The organism is Enhydrobacter sp., from assembly GCA_025808875.1.
In the GTDB taxonomy this organism is placed as follows: domain Bacteria; phylum Pseudomonadota; class Alphaproteobacteria; order Reyranellales; family Reyranellaceae; genus Reyranella.
In genome coordinates, this window is record CP075528.1 from 4,715,947 (window position 1) to 4,732,918 (window position 16,972).

Consider the following 16,972-nt stretch of genomic DNA (forward strand, 5'->3'; position numbering starts at 1 on the left):
CATGATGCCGCCCCCCGCCTTGATTCGCCACAGTTTGAAGCCATCTTCCCGGCATGAACTACTTTCGCACCGCCCTGCTTCTGGCGGGGCTCACCGGCTTTTTCCTGGTCGTCGGCTACCTCCTGGGAGGCTCGGGCGGCTTGATCATTGCCCTCGTCGTGGCGCTGGGCATGAACCTCTTCGCCTACTGGAACAGCGATCGCATGGTGTTGCGCATGGCCAACGCGCACGAGATCGGGCCAGGCGACTCGCCGGAGTTCTACGGCATCGTCCAGGGCCTGGCGCAGCGCGCCGGCCTGCCCATGCCGCGCGTCTACGTCATCGACGAGGAGCAGCCCAACGCCTTCGCGACGGGGCGCGATCCCGAACATGCGGCCGTCGCCGCCACCACCGGCCTGCTGCGCCATCTCAGCCGCGAGGAGATCGCCGGCGTGATGGCGCACGAGCTGGCGCACGTGAAGAATCGAGATACGCTCACCATGACCATCGCCGCCACGCTGTCCGGTGCCATCGGCATGCTTGCCACCTTTGGCGGCCTGTTCGGCGGCAGTCGCGGCGGGGATGGCCGGCCGATGGTCAATCCGATCGTTGCCATCGGCGCGATGATCCTGGCGCCGCTCGCGGCGAGCATGGTGCAGATGGCGATCAGCCGGAGTCGCGAGTTCGAGGCCGACCGCGAAGGGGCGGCGATCTGCGGCCAGCCGCTGTGGCTCGCCTCGGCATTGCGGCGTATTCATGCGGGCACGCAGCAGATCGCCAATCCGACGGCCGAGGCCAGTCCGGCGACGGCACATCTCTACATTGCCAACCCGCTGTCGGCCGGCGGGCTCGCCGGCCTGTTCTCGACCCATCCCTCGATGGAGGAGCGCGTGGCGCGCCTGCAGGCGATGGTGGGCGGCCATGCCCCGCCGGCCTACGCCGCCCCGCCGGCCGCCGCACCGCGCGCCGGCGGTTCGGTGCCCCGTACCGCTCGCCGCAACGGACCGTGGGGTTGAACTAACCGCCGGGCGGCAGGGTTTCGGGCTTCTCGCCGAGATCGAAGCCCTGAATGCGTTCGCCGCGACGAACGATCTGCGAGGTCGACGTATCGATGTCGCGCAGATCCTTCTCGGTTTGGGAAAAGTGGCGCTTCAGGTTGTCGACGCGCTCTTCCAGGCGCCGCACGTCGCCCAGCATCAGCCCCACCAGCTTCTGAACCTCGTCGGCCCGCTGGCGCATCTGGACGTCCTTCAGCACGGCCCGCACCGTGTTGAGCGTCGCCATCATCGTGGTGGGCGACACGATCCAGACCCGGGCCTTGTAGGAATCGTCGACGATGCCCGGGAAGTTGGCGTGCAGCTCGGCATAGACCGCTTCGGAGGGCAGGAACATCAGCGCCGATTCGGCGGTCTCGCCGGTGCCGAGGATGTACTTGTCGCGGATGTCGCCGATATGCTTGCGCATCGCCTGCTGGAAGGCGCGCTGTGCGGACGCCAGCGCCGCCGCATCGCCCGCCGGCACCGAGCGCAGCAGGCGGTAGCTCTCGAGCGGGAACTTGGCGTCGATGGCGATCGAGCCCGGCGGATTGGGCAGCTTCAGGAGGCAGTCGACGCGCGTGCCGTTGGATAGCGTGTACTGGAACTCGTAGGCCTGCGGCGGCAGCGCGCTCTGAACGAGATCGGCGAGCTGAACCTCGCCGAAGGCCCCGCGCGCCTGCTTGTTCGACAGCACTTCCTGAAGACTGACGACTTGCGTGGACAGCTCGCCGATCTTGCGCTGCGCCTCGTCGATGCGGACCAGCCGCTCGCGCAGGTCGGTGACGACCTGCGTGGTGGTCTGCTCGCTGCGTTCGAGCCGGTCGTGGATGACCTTGGCCAGGGCCTGCTCCTGCTCGCGCAGCGAACGTTCGACCCGCTGAACGGTCTCGGCCTGCTGGCTGAGCGCGAGTTCGAGCTGCTGGCGCACTGCCTCGGCCTCGCGCGCACGGCCGCGCCGGAGCAGCACCACGAGCAGGGCTGCGGCGAGCAGGCCGACCAGCAGCAACAGCACGATCGTCAGCGCATCCATCGCCGACGGTTATAGGCGGCCGGCTCGACAAGCGCACGGCCGGTCGCTAATTCACCCACATGCCGCCGCCAAAGCACGACCCGGACGTCTGGCTGTTCGACCTCGACAACACGCTCTATCCGGCGCGCTGCAACCTGTTCGCCCAGGTCGACGTGCGAATCGGCCGCTACATCGCCGACTGGCTGAAATGCGATGTCGAGGAGGCGCGGCGCGTCCAGAAGCAATACTGGCGCGATCACGGCACGTCGATGCGCGGAATGATGACCCTGCATGGCGTCGACCCGAGGCACTATCTCGACTACGTCCACGACATCGACTACTCGCCCGTCGAGGCGAGCCCGGCACTCGACCAAGCGCTGGCGGCGTTGCCCGGCCGCAAGATCATCTTCACCGCGGGGGACGTGCCGCACGCCGAACGGGTGATGGAGCGTCTCGGCGTGGCACACCATTTCGAGGCGATCTTCGACATCGTCGCCGGCGACTACTGGCCGAAACCCCATCAGGCGATCTACGACAAGCTGGTGGTCAAGCACGGTGTCGATCCGGCCCGCGCCTGCATGGCCGACGACATCTCCGTCAATCTCCGGCCGGCGGCCGACATGGGCATGCGGACCGTGTGGATCCGCACCGAGGAAAGCGTGAAGCGGGCGGGCGCCGATCTCGATCACGTCCATCACCAGACCGACGATCTGGCGAGCTGGCTCGCCGACTGGGTCGCCGAGAGGAGCAAGGCAAAGTGAAGATACTGATCCTGGGGGCCGGTGCCGTTGGCGGCTACTGGGGCGCTCGCCTGCACCAGGCCGGCGTCGACGTCACCTTCCTGCTGCGCGAGAAGCGTGCCGAGAAGGTGCGGCGCGAAGGCCTGGTGGTCAAGAGTCCGAAGGGCGACGCGGTCGTCCCGGTCAAGGTCGTGACCGGCGGCGGCGAGGGCGGTCCTTATGACGTCGTGGTGCTGGCCTGCAAGGGCTACGACCTCGATTCGGCGATGGAGTCGATCGCGCCGGCGGTCGGCCGAGATACCGTCATCGTGCCGATGCTGAACGGCCACATCCACTTCGCCACGCTCGACGCCAGGTTCGGCGCGGAGCGTGTGGCCGGGGGGTTGGCGCGCATTTCCGGCATGCTGGGCCCCAACGGCGAAATCCTCCACAGCGGGCCGTCGGGCGTGTCGTTCGGCGAGCGCGACGGCACGCCGGCGCGGCCGGCGTTGGTGGCGCTGGACGCGGCCTGCAAGAAGGCCGGGATCGACGGCGGCCTCAACCCGAACATCAACCAGGATCTCTGGGACAAGTGGGTCATGCTGGCGACCATCGCCGGCATGTGCGCGGCCATGCGGGGCAATGTCGGCGACATCGTCGCCAGCGAGGACGGCGCGGCGCTGATGCTCGAGACGCTGGAGGAAAGCCGCAGGGTCGCGGCCGCCGAAGGCTATCCGCCGAGCGACAAGGTAATCGCCAATCTCAAGGCAACACTGACGGCCAAGGGCGCCAAGACCGTCGCCTCGATCCTCGGCGACATGGAGAAGGGCGGCCGGGCGGAGGGTCCGCAGATCGTCGGCGACATGCTCGCCCGCGCACGAAAGGCCGGCATCGCTGCGCCCAACCTGCGCTTCGCCTATGCCCATCTGCAAACCTACGAGACGCGCCGTGGTCGCGGCGGTCTCAAGCAGGGAGAGAGCGCGTGAAGATTCTCATCCTGGGCGCCGGCGCGATCGGCGGCTATGTCGGCGGAAGGCTGCAGCAGAGCGCCGCCGCCGACGTCACTTTCCTGGTCCGTCCGGCGAGGGGCGAGACGCTGCAACGCGACGGCCTCGTCATCAAGAGCAGGAAAGGCGACATAACGCAGAAGGTGAAGACTGCGCGAGGCGGCGCCGAGGGCGGCCCGTACGACGTCGTCCTGCTGACCTGCAAGGCCTACGATCTCGACTCGGCGATCGAGGCGATCGCGCCGGCCGTCGGCGGCGGCACGACGGTCGTTCCGTTGCTGAACGGCATGCGCCATCTCGACGTGCTCGATGCGAGGTTCGGCGCCGCTACGGTCGCCGGCGGGCTGGCGCGCATCGGGGTCGCCCTCTCACCCGAGGGCCACGTGCTGCATACCAGTCCGTTCGCGGCCGTCTCGTTCGGCGAGCGCGATGGCAAGGCGCCGCGTGCCGCGCTGGTCGCACTCGATGCCGCGATCAAGCAGGCGGGCATCGACGGCGGCCTGCATCAGAACATCGTCCAGGATCTGTGGGACAAGTGGATCATGCTCTGCACGCTGGCGGCGATGTGCTGCCTGATGCGCGGCACGTCCGGCGATATCCTCGAGGCGGACGAGGGCCAGACGATCGTTCTCGAGACCGTCGACGAATGCCGCAGGACGGCCGCGGCGGCCGGCTGCGATCCGGGCGAGAAGGGCATGCAGAACGTGCGTTCGTATCTCACGCAGAAGGGTTCGCGCTTCGCTGCTTCGATGCTCCACGATCTGGAAAAAGGGTCCATGGTCGAGGCCGACCATGTGGTCGGCGACATGATCGCCCGCGCGAAGAAAGCGGGAATCGCCACGCCCAATCTGCGACTCGCCTACGCCCATTTGCAGACTTATCTCGCCCGCCGAGCCCGTGGCGGTATCGGCAAGCCGGCGATGTGACCGTTTCGGGCCGGGTTGAAACCCAGGCCCAGCGCGCCTATCTTTGGACACAAGACCTCTTGGTCGTTGTGCCCGAAGAGTTTCCAGGGCGCGCTTTCACTCCTATTCGTTTGTCAAGGTCTCGAGGGGTTTCCCCATGCGTGACGTCGTCCGGAGCCGAACGGCTCCCCACATCATCGTGAGCAACGCCGACTACGAGCGGCTGACCGATCTCGCCAACGCCTCGCTGCAACGCCTGCCCGAGGTGGCGCAGGAACTGTTGTCGGAGATGGATCGCGCCAAGATCGTGGACGATGCCGCGGTGCCGGCCGATGTCGTGCGCATGGGGTCGACCGTGACCTTCGAGCAGGACGACGGCCAGCGGCGCACCTTCACGCTGGTCTATCCGGTGGACGAGAGCCTCGATGAACATCGGCTCTCGGTCATGACCCCCGTCGGTGCCGCCTTGATCGGACTTGGCGTCGGCCAATCGATCTCCTGGGCGGCGCGCGACGGCCGCCGTCACCAGCTCAAGGTGCTCGGGGTGAAGTAACCCCGAGGATGCCTATTGTGCCGCCGCGGCGAGCGTGTGTCGGCCGTGCGAGGCGTTGAAGCGATCGAGCACCCGGCCCGGCCCCCTGGCATGCCGGACGTAGTCCTTGCCGTCGAACGTCTTCACGCCGTTGCAGAACACGCCATGCACGCCGAGCGGGCGGCGGATGGTCCGACGCCCGCCGCCCGGCAGATCGGCCAACCGTTCCGCCGGCGAGACGCCGACTGTCGCCGGATCGAACAGCAGCAGGTCGGCGTGGGCGCCGACGGCGATGCGGCCGCGGTCGGGGATGCCATAGAGATCGGCGGGATGGCTGGTGAGGCGCCGGATACCCTCGGCGAGGTCGAAGTCGCCGCGCTCGCGCACCCAGCGCGCCAGGAAATGCAGGCCGAAGCCCGCATCGCACATGTAGATGAGATGGGCCCCGGCATCGGAGAGCGCCACCACGCCGGCCTCGTGCTTCAGCAACCGCGCCACGCCATCGTCGCCGACATTCAGGAAGCGGCCGAGGAACGCCGTCTCGAGGTTCTCGTCGAGTGCGAGGTCGAGCATGACGTCGAGCGGATCACGGTGCTCCGCGGCGGCGATCTCGTGCAGGTAGCGATTGGTGTAGCGGGCATTGGCAGGCTTGTGCGTGGCCGCGACCATCACCCGCTCCCAGTTGCCCTGGAAGATCATGCCGGGCCGCGGCTTGCGCGCGTTTTCCCGGAACTGCTGGCGCCATGAGGCGTCGCGGAACACGGGCTCGAGCTGCTCGGGCGTGTAGGCCTTGATCGGGTCGAAAGCCGAGTGGCTGTAGAACGGGTAGGCATTCGCCATGGTGAAGTCGAACGACAACGGCTGGCAGGGAATCTGGATATAGAGGCCGTTGCCGCGGCGCAACGCGGCAGCGCAGGCGTCGAAGATGCCGATCGCGCGCTGGGGCTCCTGCTCGTTGAACATCGCCATGCCGGTGCCCTGGAAGAACGGCCGGCCCCACTTGGCGGCCATCGGCTCCAATTCCTGCGGTGTCTTCACGCCCGAGGCGATGGCGATCACGCCCTTGCCGCGAGGCCCCATCGCGCCCACCAACTCGTCGAGCTCCGACATCGGCGCGATGGTCGAGGGCATGGGCACTCCGCCGTATCCCGAGTGATTGAGCGAGTAGGAGGCGCCGAGCCCGATCGCGCCGTGGGCCATGGCGTCGGCCACCATGGCCTTCATCCTGGCCAGCTCCGCCGGTGTCGCTTCCTTGCGCTGTGAGGCCGCCTCGCCCATCACGGCCGTGCGAATCGTCGAATGGCCGGCCAGCACCGCGACGTTGGCGTACGGCGCGCGGCGGCGCAGCATCGCCATGTAGTCGCCGAAGCTTTCGAAATCCCAGGCGATGCCGGTGCGGAGGGCGTCCAGATCCATGCCCTCGACGACCGATAGATTGCGGATGACGAGGTCGCGCGCTGCCTGGGGAGCCGGTACGATGCCAAAGCCGCAATTGCCCATCACGGCCGTCGTCACGCCGAGCGACGGCGAGGGTGAAAGCGTGGCGTCCCACGTCACCTGCGCGTCGTAGTGGGTGTGCACGTCGACGATGCCGGGCGACAGAACGAGTCCTCCGGCGTCGACGGTTTCCGTTCCCCTGTCCCGGATGTCGCCGATGGCCGAGATCCGGCCGTCCTTGACCGCGATATCGGCCCGGCGGGGATCGTTGCCCAGGCCGTCGACGATGGTGGCGCCGCGAATGACGAGATCGGCCATCGTTACCTCCGTCCGTTGAGAGCGCCGTAGGCGGCGAGAGCCGCGTGGTTGACCAGGTCGCTCACCGTGGCGCCCATCTGCACGATCTGCATCGGCTTCTTCAGCCCGTCGATCACCGGCCCGATCACGGTCACGCCGCCCAGCCGCTGCAGGAGCCGCGAGGAGATGTGGGCTGAATGCAGGCCCGGCATGATCAGCACGTTGGCCGCACCGGTCAGGCGGCAGAACGGATAGGTCTCGCGCAGCAGGTCGTAATCGAGCGCCATGTCGGCCTGCATCTCGCCATCGTATTCGAAGTCGACCTCCTCGGCATCGAGGATGCGGATTGCCTTGCGGATGCGGTCGATGCGCTCGATCTCGCGGCTGCCGAAATTGGAGAACGACAGGAACGCAACCCGCGGCTCGTGGCCCATGGTGCGGGCGTTGCCCGCCATCTGCTTGGCGATGGTGGCGAGCTGCTCGGGCGACGGCGTCTCGTTGATCGAGGTGTCGGCCAGGAACACCGTGCCGTGCCGCGACACGACGATCGAATGACCGATCGGCACCTTGTTGGGCTCGGTGTCGATCACGCGCTTGATGTCGGCGTAGCACTCGGGAAAGCGCCGCGTGAGGCCGGTCACCATGCCGGCGGCGTCGCCCATGGCGACCATGCAGGCGCCGAACACGTTGCGGCCCTGATTGACCATGCGCTGGACGTCGCGACGCAAATAGCCGTCGCGTTGCAGGCGCTTGTAGACCAGGTCGGTGTAGGGCGTGTTGCGCGTGCTGAGACGCGCGTTGTGGATCTCCAGCCCGTTGGTGTCGGTGATGCCGAGCTGCTTCATGGTCTCGCGCACCTGCTCCTCGCGGCCGATCAGCACCGGCGTGCCATAGCCGTTGTCGCGGAACACGACGGCGGCGCGGATGGTGCGTTCTTCCTCGCCCTCGGCGAAGACGATGCGCTGCGGATTGGCCTTCACCTGGTCGAACAGGCTCTGCAGCCAATGGCTTGTCGGGTCGAGGCGACCCGACAGCTCGCGGCGGTATTCCGCCATGTTGGCGATCGGCTTGCGCGCCACGCCCGAATCCATCGCTGCCTGTGCCACGGCGGCGGACACCGCCGAGATCAGCCGCGGATCGAACGGCACCGGCACGACGTAGTCGGGCCCATAACGCAGCCGGCGGCCGGAATAGGCGCGATCGACCTCGTCCGGCACGTCCTCGCGGGCGAGCTTGGCCAGCGCCTCGGCGGCGGCGATCTTCATCTCTTCGTTGATGGTGCGGGCACGCACGTCGAGTGCGCCGCGAAAGATGTAGGGGAAGCCCAGCACGTTGTTGATCTGGTTGGCGTAGTCGCTGCGGCCGGTGGCGATGATGGCGTCGGCGCGCACCGAGCGCACGTCCTCGGGCGTGATCTCCGGGTCGGGATTTGCCATGGCGAAGATGATCGGCTGGGCGGCCATCGAGCGCACCATGTCCTTGGTGACGGCACCCTTGACCGAGAGGCCGAAGAAGACGTCGGCGCCCTCCATCGCCTCCTTGAGCGAGCGCGCCTTGGTGCGCACGGCATGGGCGCTCTTCCACTGGTTCATGCCCTCGGTGCGGCCCTGCCAGATCACGCCCTTGGTGTCGCAGAGAATGGCGTTCTCGTGCGGCAGTCCCATCGCCTTGACGAGCTCGATGCAGGCGATCGACGCCGCGCCGGCGCCGTTCACCACCATCTTGACGTCCTTGATGTTGCGGCCGGTGAGGTGCAGGGCGTTGATCAGGCCGGCGGCCGAGACGATGGCGGTGCCGTGCTGGTCGTCATGGAAGATCGGAATGTCCATGGCTTCGCGCAGGCGCTGCTCGATGATGAAGCACTCCGGTGCCTTGATGTCCTCGAGGTTGATGCCGCCGAAGGTGGGCCCGAGAAAGCGCACGCAGTTGACGAACTCGTCGACGTCCCTGGTGTCGACCTCGAGGTCGATGCAGTCGACGTCGGCGAAGCGCTTGAACAGGACGGCCTTGCCCTCCATCACCGGCTTGCCGCCGAGTGCACCGAGGTCGCCCAGGCCGAGAACGGCGGTGCCGTTGGAGATCACGGCGACCAGATTGCCCTTGGCGGTATAGTCGTAGGCGGTGGCGGGATCCTTGGCGATCTCCAGGCAGGGAGCGGCGACGCCCGGCGAGTAGGCGAGCGCCAGATCGCGCTGGGTGACCAGCGGCTTGGTGGCGATGATCTCGATCTTGCCCGGCCGGCCGCTGCGGTGCATGCGCAGGCTGTCGCCGTCGAGGTCGCCCATCTCGTTGACCATCGCTTCCGAGCTCTTGCTCGACATCGTTTCACTCCCCGACAGATGGCGCATATTGGCGGCATTCGCCGTTCCGTGCCAGCTTGGCTGGCCGCAGCATGCCGCGCTGCAACGCAGAAACGCAGATCTCGATACCGCGCCATGCAGGAATCGAACGACGAAGCCGCTCTCGATCGTCTGATCGGGACCCTGGGCAGCGTCGGGCGAGGCGTTGATCCGTCGTTTCTTCTGGGAAACGAGATTTGCCGTCGAGAACGCGCGTCATGGGCGAGGCCGCGACGATGCCCCCTACGTCGCGGGTTGTGCCTTCCGCTGTGTCGCCTGCTTCAACCAGACGCTGTTTGCGTTGAGCCGCTCCAAATCCACTCAACGAGAAGAGGGCGACGGCAGGCGTTGAGCGTCTGGTCAGCTATGCGGCGCGCGTCGAACGGGCGATGCATGCCGGCTTGTCGTCGCTCACGACACTGGTCGACGACTGACGGCGCGTGGAAGGCGCTTTATTGCGGCGGCAGCTTGTTGATGCGGACCTTGGTCTTGGGCATGAACCAACTGCCCGTCTTTTGGCACGTCGCGCGGTTGTCCAGACAGTCCGAGTTGCAGGCCTGCTGCCCCTTGCTCTGCTTGACGGCCGAGCACTGGGTCGTGCAGGCACCGTACAGCGACGCGCAACTTTCGCCCGGCTTGGCAGGACGGGCGGTATTCGCTGAAGCAAGTGTCGAGAGCGCGATGAACACCAGCGTGAGGACCGAGAGCCTGAGCACCTAATTCCTCCCCTTGGGTAGTTGCCCACTATGGCACTTGGGATTTTCATTGCAACCGCTGTGCAATTCCCCCAATCCACCCCCAACCGGCGACATCCGGACCGTGCTAGAGGGGAGCGCACGCGAGTGACCCCAGTGCCCGACAGTTCGCACGCCTCGATCCCTGCCGATGCCACGCCCATGATGCGCCAATACCTGGCGATCAAGGCGGCGCAGCTTGCGAGCCGGTCGCATGTCGCGCTGCAACGCAGCTGTAGATTTGGGCAGATGCAAGACACGAACGACGAAACCCTGCTGAACCGTCTGGTCCGCGCCATCGGCGGCGTCATGGGCGTGCGCGCCATCGTGCTGGGCGGTTCGCGGGCGCGCGGCGAGGCATCGCCGGAGTCCGACTACGACATCGGCCTCTATTACGAGCCCGAGCAGCCGATCGACGTCGGCCGCCTTGCCAAGGCGATCACTCTCTTACCGGGGCCTGCAACATCCTCGGTGACGGCGATCGGCGAATGGGGGCCGTGGGTCAACGGCGGGGCCTGGCTGACGGTCGAAGGCAAGCGCGTCGACCTGCTCTATCGCGACCTCGGCAAGGTTCGCGCCGTGCTCGATGACTGTCGCGCCGGCCGTGTCGAGCGCGTCTACCAGCCCGGCCATCCGCACGCCTTCGTGTCGTCGATCTACATGGGCGAAGTGGCGCTCTGCCGCGTGCTGTGGGATCCCGACCAGGTGATGGCGCCGCTCAGGCGGCAGTGCGATCCCTATCCCGACGCGCTGGCGGAGGCGCTGATCCGCGCTTTCTTCTGGGAGGCACGCTTTGCCCTGGAGAACGCCGCGCACGGCCGCGCCAAGGACGATCCTGTCTATGTCGCCGGCTGCACCTTCCGCTCGGCCGCCTGCCTGGCGCAGACCTTGTTTGCGCTCAACCGCGTCTGGCTGCTCAACGAAAAGGGCGCCGTCGCGGGCGTCGAACGGCTGGCGCGCAAGCCCGCGAACTTCGCGAGCCGCGTCCAGCAAGGGGTGCCGGCGTTGATGGACCTCGTCGAGGAAACCGCCGGCCTGTTGAAAGCGTGAATCACCTCTCGTGGCGACGGTGCGACCTCCCATGTTAAGCCGAGACTTGCCCGACAGCTCCCACCAGACGATCCCTGCCGATGCCACGCCCATGATGCGCCAATACCTGGCGATCAAGGCGGCGCATCCCGATCATCTGCTGTTCTACCGGATGGGCGATTTCTACGAGCTGTTCTTCGACGACGCGGTGAAGGCGTCGGCGGCGCTCGACATCGCGCTCACCAAGCGCGGCCAGCATCTCGGCGAAGACATCAGGATGTGCGGCGTGCCGGTGCACAGCCACGAGGCCTATCTGTCGCGGCTGATCCGGCAGGGCTTCAAGGTCGCGGTGTGCGAGCAGGTCGAGGATCCGGCCGACGCCAGGAAGCGCGGCGCCAAGTCGGTGGTCGAGCGCGCTGTCGTGCGCGTCATCACGCCGGGCACGCTCACCGAAGACTCGTTGCTCGATTCGCGCAGCCACAACTATCTCGCTGCGCTCGCTGAGGCGCAGGGCGACCTGGCCTTGGCGTGGCTCGATCTGTCGACGGCGGACTTCGCCACCCAACCGCTGCAGGTGGGCCAACTCGCCCCGACGCTGGCGCGACTCGCGCCCGGCGAACTGCTGGTGTCAGATCGTCTGCTGCAACGCGAATCGGTGAAGACGACGCTGGCCGAGTGGAACGCCGTGTTGACACCGCTGCCCTCGGCGCGTTTCGACAGCGACAACGCGCGCAAGCGGCTGCAGGCGCAATTCAACGTCGCGGCGCTGGAGAGCTTCGGCAGCTTCTCGCGCGCCGAGGTCGCGGCCTGCGGTGCGTTGCTCGACTATGTCGAGCTGACGCAGGCCGGCAAGCGTCCCGCGCTGTCGCCGCCGCGCCGCGAGCGTGCCGACGGAACGATGGAGATCGACCCGGCGACCCGGCGCAACCTCGAGCTGGTGAAGAGCCTCGACGGCCGGCGCGAGGGCAGCCTGCTCGCCACCGTCGACCGCACCCTGACCGGTCCGGGCGCGCGCCTGCTGGCCGAGCGTCTTGCCGCGCCGCTGACCGACCGCGCCGAGATCGAGCGCCGTCTCGACCTCGTGCAGCTCTTCGTCGAGCGGCCGGCGCTGCGCGAGAAAGTGCGCGAGGCGCTGAGGCGCACGCCCGACGTCGAGCGCGCGCTCCAGCGGCTGTCGGTGGGCCGCGGCGGGCCGCGCGATCTGGCCGCCCTGCGCGACGGCCTCGACTCGGCCGAGGCGCTGGCGATCGTTCTCGGCGCCGAGCCGGAGGCTCTGGCGCCACCGCCGGCACCCTTGGCCGGGATCGTCGCGGCGTCGTCCGGCCATCGCACGTTGATCGATTCGCTCGCCGCGGCGCTCGCCGACGAGCCGCCGCTGTTCGCGCGCGACGGAGGTTTCATCCGCACCGGCTACCGCGCCGAGCTCGACGAGCAGCGCACCCTGCGTGACGACAGCCGCAAGACCGTGGCGGCGCTCGAGGCGAAGTACCGGGCGGCGAGCGGCGTGCCGTCGCTCAAGATCCGGCACAACAACATGATCGGCTACCACATCGAAGTGACGGCCGCGCACGCCGACAGGCTCGACATCGGGGCACTCGGCTTCACGCGGCGGCAGTCGATGTCGAATGCGACGCGCTACGGCACGGCCGAGCTGGCCGATCTCGAGACCCGCATCGGCCGCGCTGCCGACCAGGCGCTGGCACTCGAACTGGCGCTCTTCGACGTCTTGACGGACGAGGTCGTCGCGGCGTCGGCCGCGATCGCTGCGGCTGGCCGGGCAATGGCCGCGCTGGATGTCGCGGCGGCGCTCGCCGAGCTCGCGGCGTCGAGCGCCTATGCGCGCCCGGCACTCACCGACGACCAGTCCTTCACCATCGAGGGCGGCCGCCATCCGGTGGTCGAGGCCGCGCTCGTGCGCCAGACCGGGGCGGGCTTCGTGCCCAACGATTGCGAGCTCGGTGCCGAGTGTCGCCTCTGGCTGTTGACCGGTCCGAACATGGCCGGAAAGTCGACCTTCCTGCGCCAGAACGCCCTGATCGCCGTGCTGGCGCAGGCCGGCTCGTTCGTGCCGGCGCGGCGGGCGACGATCGGCATTGTCGATCGATTGTTCAGCCGGGTCGGCGCTGCCGACGACCTGGCGCGCGGCCGCTCCACTTTCATGGTCGAGATGGTCGAAACGGCGGCCATCCTCAACCAGGCGACGGCGCGAAGCCTGGTGATCCTCGACGAGATCGGGCGTGGCACCGCGACTTTCGATGGACTCTCCATTGCCTGGGCCACGCTCGAGCACCTGCACGATGTCAACAAGTGCCGCGCGCTGTTCGCCACGCACTTCCATGAGCTGGGGGCGCTCCGAGAGCGGCTGGCGGCGCTCGCGCCGCACACGATGCGAGTCAAGGAGTGGCAGAACGAGGTCGTGTTCCTGCATGAAGTCGCACCCGGCGCCGCCGACCGCTCCTACGGCATCCATGTCGCCCAGCTTGCCGGTCTGCCGCCGGCCGTCGTGGCGCGTGCCGAGCAAGTGCTGGCGGCCTTGGAGAAAGGCGAGCAGTCGGGCGCGGTGACGCGACTCGCCGACGACCTGCCGCTGTTCGCGGCCGCGCCGCCGCGCCCTGCCGGCGGTACGTCCAGGGGCGAACAATCGGAGATCGAGAAGGCGCTGGCGACCGTCAATCCGGACGAATTGACGCCGCGCGACGCACTGGAGCTGCTCTACGCCCTGCGGGCCCGCCTGCCGGGAGCGCGATAGAGGCCGCGAAAAGGTCGCTCCTCCGGCTCGGGTTGCTGCCAACCGCTCTGCCGCTGCCAGAGCATCGCCAGCACATGGCCACCGAGCGCGAGCAGCAGGCAATCGAACAGGCGCCAGGCGCCGGCCATGGCCGCTTCCGCCCACGGCTTCTTCGGCAGCAGATCGAGACCCCAGCGCGTCATCCAGTAGGCGAGCAGTGATGCAAGCGCGAGACCGAGGATCAGCCTGAATACGCACCCCGGCCGGGCGTCGCGCGGCCCGACCGTCTCGGCCGCCGACATCGCCGGCAGCATCAGGGCGAAACAAGACAGGGCGAAGGCCCAGATGGCGACATGCGGCAGCCAGCTCAATGCCGAGCCGACGATCAGCGACAGGCCGTGCGGCACCTGCCAGCGCTCGAGCGAGTCGACGATGCCTTCGATACGGAACAGCCCGAGCGCCGTTGCCAGCACGAACATCGATGCGGCGACACCGAGGAAAGGCAGCGCGATCAGCGAGCGGCGCAGATTATCGACTTCGTCACAGTCGCCGGCGCCGTCGAGCAGGGCCTCCTTGAGCCAGCGATCCAGGAACATCGCATAGATCAACGCGAACAGGAGATCCCAACTCCAATGTCCACGATACGCCGCGTACTGCTGATGGGTCTCGAGCAGATATGCGAGTGCGGCGGCGAAGCTCGCCATCGGCAGGGCGATGATCCAGAACACGAAGTGCCGACGCACCAGGAAGGCCACCGAATCGACCAACCGGTGGAGAAGCGGTTCGTCGCCCGCGTCGGATTCGGTGGCCATCACCCTCCTGTGGCTAGAGGGTCTTGCGCGCCAAAGCGGCTCCCTCGGCCAAGGTTCGCAGTTTACCGTAGGCGACGGCGAGCGTCATCGGTGCCATGCCGCAATTGGTGCAGGCCTGGATTCTTTCAGCGTCGACGAACCTGGTCGCGAGCTTCAGCGTCTCCGCAACTTCCTCCGGCGTGTCGATCTTTTCCGACGCGACGTCGATCGCACCGACCAGCACCGTCTTGGTCTTGAGCAACTTCATCAGCTCCGGCGGGACATGGCTGTTGCGGCACTCGAGAGAGACCTGCTGGATGCTGCTGCGATCGAGCGCGGGGAAGGTTTCCTCGTACTGGCGCCAGCTCTCGCCCAGCGTCTCCTTCCACTTGATGTTGGCCTCGATGCCGTAGCCGTAGCAGATGTGCACGGCGGTCGTGCACTTCAGCCCTTCCGCCGCCTTCTCCAGTGCCGGCACGCCCCAATCGACGGTCTCCCTGAGATAGACGTTGAAAGCCGGTTCGTCGAACTGGATGACATCGACACCGAGACTCTCCAGATCCTTCGCTTCCTGGTTCAGGAGTTCGGCGAAGGCGAAGGCCATCTGCACGCGGTCGCCATAGTGGCCGTCGGCCAAGGTGTCGATGAGGGTCATCGGACCCGGCAGGGTGAACTTGAGCTTGCGCGCCGTGGTGGCGCGCGCCACGCGCGCCTCGCGCTCGTGCACGAACCTGCGACGCTTGAGCGGCGCGGTGACGGTCGGACAATCCGCCTCGTAGCGGTTGTTGCGGATGCCCATGCGCACCTTCTTGTCGAAGTCGACGCCGTCGACCTCGGCCAGGAAGCCGTGCACGAAATGCTGCCGCGCCTGCTCGCCGTCGCTCACGATGTCGATGCCGGCTTCTTCCTGGCGACGGATGGCGAGCGCGGTCGCATCCTCCTTGGCTTCCTGCAATGGCGCGCCGGTCAGAGTCCAGGGCGCCCACAGGACGTTGGGCGTGGCGAGCCACGAGGGCTTGGGCAGGCTTCCCGCCAGTGTGGTCTCGAACATTGTCTTCCCCCGATCAACTTGCCGTGTCGTGCGCGAGCGCCAACGCCGCCTGCGTCTGCGGCGGCAGAACCTGGCCATAGGTTCCCGGCGCACGCCAGTGCAGGGTGCCGAAGGCGCCGCAGCTTTCGCACACCGAGCGCCAGGTCTCGTGATGCGCGCCGCAGGCAGCGCAGCGCCAGCTGCGGTCGGCCGGCGCCTCGGCGGCCTTTGCGAGCCACTCGTGGATCTTCGCCTGGTCCGACTGCGCGCGCTCCTCGACCTCCGCCATGAGGCGGCAGACGCGAACCGGCGGATGCGCTCCTCCGGCTGTCTCCAGATAGCGCCGTGCTTCGCCCCACAGGCCCGCCTCCAGCGAGGCCTGGGCGAGCGCGAGATGACTTTCGAGGTCGTCGGGTTTGTGCGAGGTCAATCGGCGCACGACGGCAATGCGCTTGAGCGGATCGGCTTCACCCGCCGCCTTCAGGTAGAGTGCCGCGAGATCGGGATGGGGCGCCAACGCCCAGCCGCGCTCGAGAGTCTTGAGCGCGTGCCTGGAATCGTTCTTCTTGATCTGCATCTCGGCGAGACGTTGCGTCACGGCGATGCGCTCGGGCGCCAGCGCGAAAGCATCGCGCGCCAACGCCAGCGCGTCGGCGTCGTGGCCGTCGCGCTCGGCGGCGCGGCTACGCTCGACCAGCAGCAGCGCCTTCAAGGTGCGCCCCTTGTCCTGCGTGACGACCCTGGTGCGCAGCCCCGCGTCGAGCGTTTCCTGCGCGGCCTTCCATTGCCCGACCTGCGCCTGCATGTCGAACAGCGAATGGACCACCCACGGCGTTTGCGGCCGCAGGCGAAAGGCGCGCTCGGCGCACTCGAGCGCTTTCGCCTGGTCGCCATCGCGCAACGCCTGGGCGATCAGGCCGCGCAGGCCGAGGAAGGTCGTCTGCTCGTCCTCGAGCATGGCGGTGAAGGCGCGCCTGGCGCCGTCGCGGTCTCCCGCGAGCTGGGCGGCCTGCGCGGAGAGCAGCAGGGTCAGCGGCGGCTCGGACAGGAGCTGCTCGGCCTTGCGGGCGTGCTTCTGGGCCTCTGCGCCGTCGCCGGCGGCAACGGCCGCGAGGCCCTGTGTCAGCTCTCGGTAGCCGCGCCGCCGCCGGCTCTCTCCCCAGCCCTCGAGCAACGCGCCCGGTGCGCCAACGATCCAGCGATAGAGCAACCACAGGACGATACCCGAAAGGATCATCAGCAAGACGGCGATCAACACGACGCCGACGCTCGTATCGAGCCGCCAACCGTGCCACTCGGCCGTCACCGTTCCCGGCCGATCGGCGAGCCAGGCCGCCGCGACCATGGCGACGGCGGCCACGGCGAACCAGAGAAAGAGGCGCAGTGTCGTCTTCATCGG

At 67.8% G+C, this 16,972-nt stretch carries 14 protein-coding genes; 7 read left to right on the top strand and 7 right to left on the bottom strand.

The genetic code is table 11. The features are described from left to right. Nucleotides 1-53 precede the first annotated feature (53 nt). Nucleotides 54-995 carry a zinc metalloprotease HtpX gene (gene htpX, locus KIT25_23455; GenBank protein UYN94936.1) on the top strand — a complete coding sequence of 314 codons (942 nt, stop codon included), beginning with the start codon at nt 54-56 and terminating at the stop codon, nt 993-995. A gap of 1 nt (nt 996) precedes the next feature. On the opposite strand, the gene rmuC is transcribed toward htpX, so the two are convergent. After that, nucleotides 997-2,046 (bottom strand): DNA recombination protein RmuC, encoded by a 1,050-nt coding sequence (gene rmuC, locus KIT25_23460; protein ID UYN94937.1) that lies wholly within the window; start codon nt 2,044-2,046, stop codon nt 997-999. 59 nt (nt 2,047-2,105) lie between these two features. Between rmuC and KIT25_23465 the strand changes: the two genes are divergently transcribed. From KIT25_23465 to rnk, 4 genes are all read left to right on the top strand, one after another. Further along, on the top strand, nt 2,106-2,786 hold the full coding sequence (locus KIT25_23465) for a pyrimidine 5'-nucleotidase (GenBank protein ID UYN94938.1): 681 nt from the start codon (nt 2,106-2,108) through the stop codon (nt 2,784-2,786). Next, a complete protein-coding gene (locus tag KIT25_23470; GenBank protein UYN94939.1) occupies nt 2,783-3,730 on the top strand; it encodes a ketopantoate reductase family protein in 948 nt (315 codons plus the stop codon). Before KIT25_23465 ends, KIT25_23470 begins: the two co-directional genes overlap by 4 nt. Continuing rightward, entirely contained in the window at nt 3,727-4,677 is a 951-nt protein-coding gene (locus KIT25_23475; protein UYN94940.1) for a ketopantoate reductase family protein, read from the top strand. Before KIT25_23470 ends, KIT25_23475 begins: the two co-directional genes overlap by 4 nt. A 136-nt stretch (nt 4,678-4,813) precedes the next feature. Further along, complete coding sequence (gene rnk / locus KIT25_23480) at nt 4,814-5,209, top strand: nucleoside diphosphate kinase regulator (GenBank protein UYN94941.1); 396 nt, start codon at nt 4,814-4,816, stop codon at nt 5,207-5,209. 12 nt (nt 5,210-5,221) lie between these two features. Here the strand turns inward: rnk and KIT25_23485 are convergent, their stop codons facing one another. The 3 genes from KIT25_23485 to KIT25_23495 form a co-directional block, all read right to left on the bottom strand. Then, the gene (locus KIT25_23485; GenBank protein UYN94942.1) at nt 5,222-6,943 is read right to left on the bottom strand and encodes an amidohydrolase family protein; all 1,722 of its coding nucleotides are present in this window, start codon (nt 6,941-6,943) and stop codon (nt 5,222-5,224) included. A 2-nt stretch (nt 6,944-6,945) separates the two neighbouring features. Beyond that, a complete protein-coding gene (locus tag KIT25_23490; protein UYN98043.1) occupies nt 6,946-9,207 on the bottom strand; it encodes an NADP-dependent malic enzyme in 2,262 nt (753 codons plus the stop codon). A gap of 506 nt (nt 9,208-9,713) precedes the next feature. Beyond that, nucleotides 9,714-9,977 carry a hypothetical protein gene (locus KIT25_23495; GenBank protein ID UYN94943.1) on the bottom strand — a complete coding sequence of 88 codons (264 nt, stop codon included), beginning with the start codon at nt 9,975-9,977 and terminating at the stop codon, nt 9,714-9,716. A 267-nt stretch (nt 9,978-10,244) separates the two neighbouring features. Here KIT25_23495 and KIT25_23500 point away from each other — a divergent pair, with 267 nt between their 5' ends. Together KIT25_23500 and mutS are read left to right on the top strand one after the other, a co-directional pair. After that, nucleotides 10,245-11,045: a nucleotidyltransferase domain-containing protein gene (locus KIT25_23500; GenBank protein ID UYN94944.1), complete on the top strand. Its 801-nt coding sequence runs from the start codon at nt 10,245-10,247 to the stop codon at nt 11,043-11,045. Nucleotides 11,046-11,076: 31 nt separating this feature from the next. Next, nucleotides 11,077-13,773, top strand: a complete 2,697-nt coding sequence (gene mutS / locus KIT25_23505) for a DNA mismatch repair protein MutS (GenBank protein ID UYN94945.1) — start codon at nt 11,077-11,079, stop codon at nt 13,771-13,773. Here the strand turns inward: mutS and KIT25_23510 are convergent. From KIT25_23510 to KIT25_23520, 3 genes are read right to left on the bottom strand one after another with little or no spacing between them, the layout of a single operon-like run. Next, entirely contained in the window at nt 13,737-14,564 is an 828-nt protein-coding gene (locus KIT25_23510; protein ID UYN94946.1) for a hypothetical protein, read from the bottom strand. The genes mutS and KIT25_23510 overlap by 37 nt on opposite strands. 13 nt (nt 14,565-14,577) lie before the next feature. Beyond that, a complete protein-coding gene (locus KIT25_23515) occupies nt 14,578-15,672 on the bottom strand; it encodes a methionine synthase (protein UYN94947.1) in 1,095 nt (364 codons plus the stop codon). After that, a complete protein-coding gene (locus KIT25_23520; protein UYN94948.1) occupies nt 15,608-16,969 on the bottom strand; it encodes a heme biosynthesis protein HemY in 1,362 nt (453 codons plus the stop codon). Before KIT25_23520 ends, KIT25_23515 begins: the two co-directional genes overlap by 65 nt. Nucleotides 16,970-16,972: the final 3 nt, after the last annotated feature.

Excerpts from the sequence above, each read along its gene's own strand:
- KIT25_23510 (UYN94946.1), bottom strand. The coding sequence starts at position 14,564 with ATGGCCACCGAATCCGACGCGGGCGACGAACCGCTTCTCCACCGGTTG.
- mutS (UYN94945.1), top strand. The coding sequence starts at position 11,077 with ATGTTAAGCCGAGACTTGCCCGACAGCTCCCACCAGACGATCCCTGCC.
- htpX (UYN94936.1), top strand. The coding sequence starts at position 54 with ATGAACTACTTTCGCACCGCCCTGCTTCTGGCGGGGCTCACCGGCTTT.
- KIT25_23490 (UYN98043.1), bottom strand. The coding sequence starts at position 9,207 with ATGGGCGACCTCGACGGCGACAGCCTGCGCATGCACCGCAGCGGCCGG.
- KIT25_23520 (UYN94948.1), bottom strand. The coding sequence starts at position 16,969 with ATGAAGACGACACTGCGCCTCTTTCTCTGGTTCGCCGTGGCCGCCGTC.
- rnk (UYN94941.1), top strand. The coding sequence starts at position 4,814 with ATGCGTGACGTCGTCCGGAGCCGAACGGCTCCCCACATCATCGTGAGC.
- KIT25_23485 (UYN94942.1), bottom strand. The coding sequence starts at position 6,943 with ATGGCCGATCTCGTCATTCGCGGCGCCACCATCGTCGACGGCCTGGGC.
- KIT25_23515 (UYN94947.1), bottom strand. The coding sequence starts at position 15,672 with ATGGCCAGGTTCTGCCGCCGCAGACGCAGGCGGCGTTGGCGCTCGCGC.
- KIT25_23465 (UYN94938.1), top strand. The coding sequence starts at position 2,106 with ATGCCGCCGCCAAAGCACGACCCGGACGTCTGGCTGTTCGACCTCGAC.
- KIT25_23500 (UYN94944.1), top strand. The coding sequence starts at position 10,245 with ATGCAAGACACGAACGACGAAACCCTGCTGAACCGTCTGGTCCGCGCC.
- rmuC (UYN94937.1), bottom strand. The coding sequence starts at position 2,046 with ATGGATGCGCTGACGATCGTGCTGTTGCTGCTGGTCGGCCTGCTCGCC.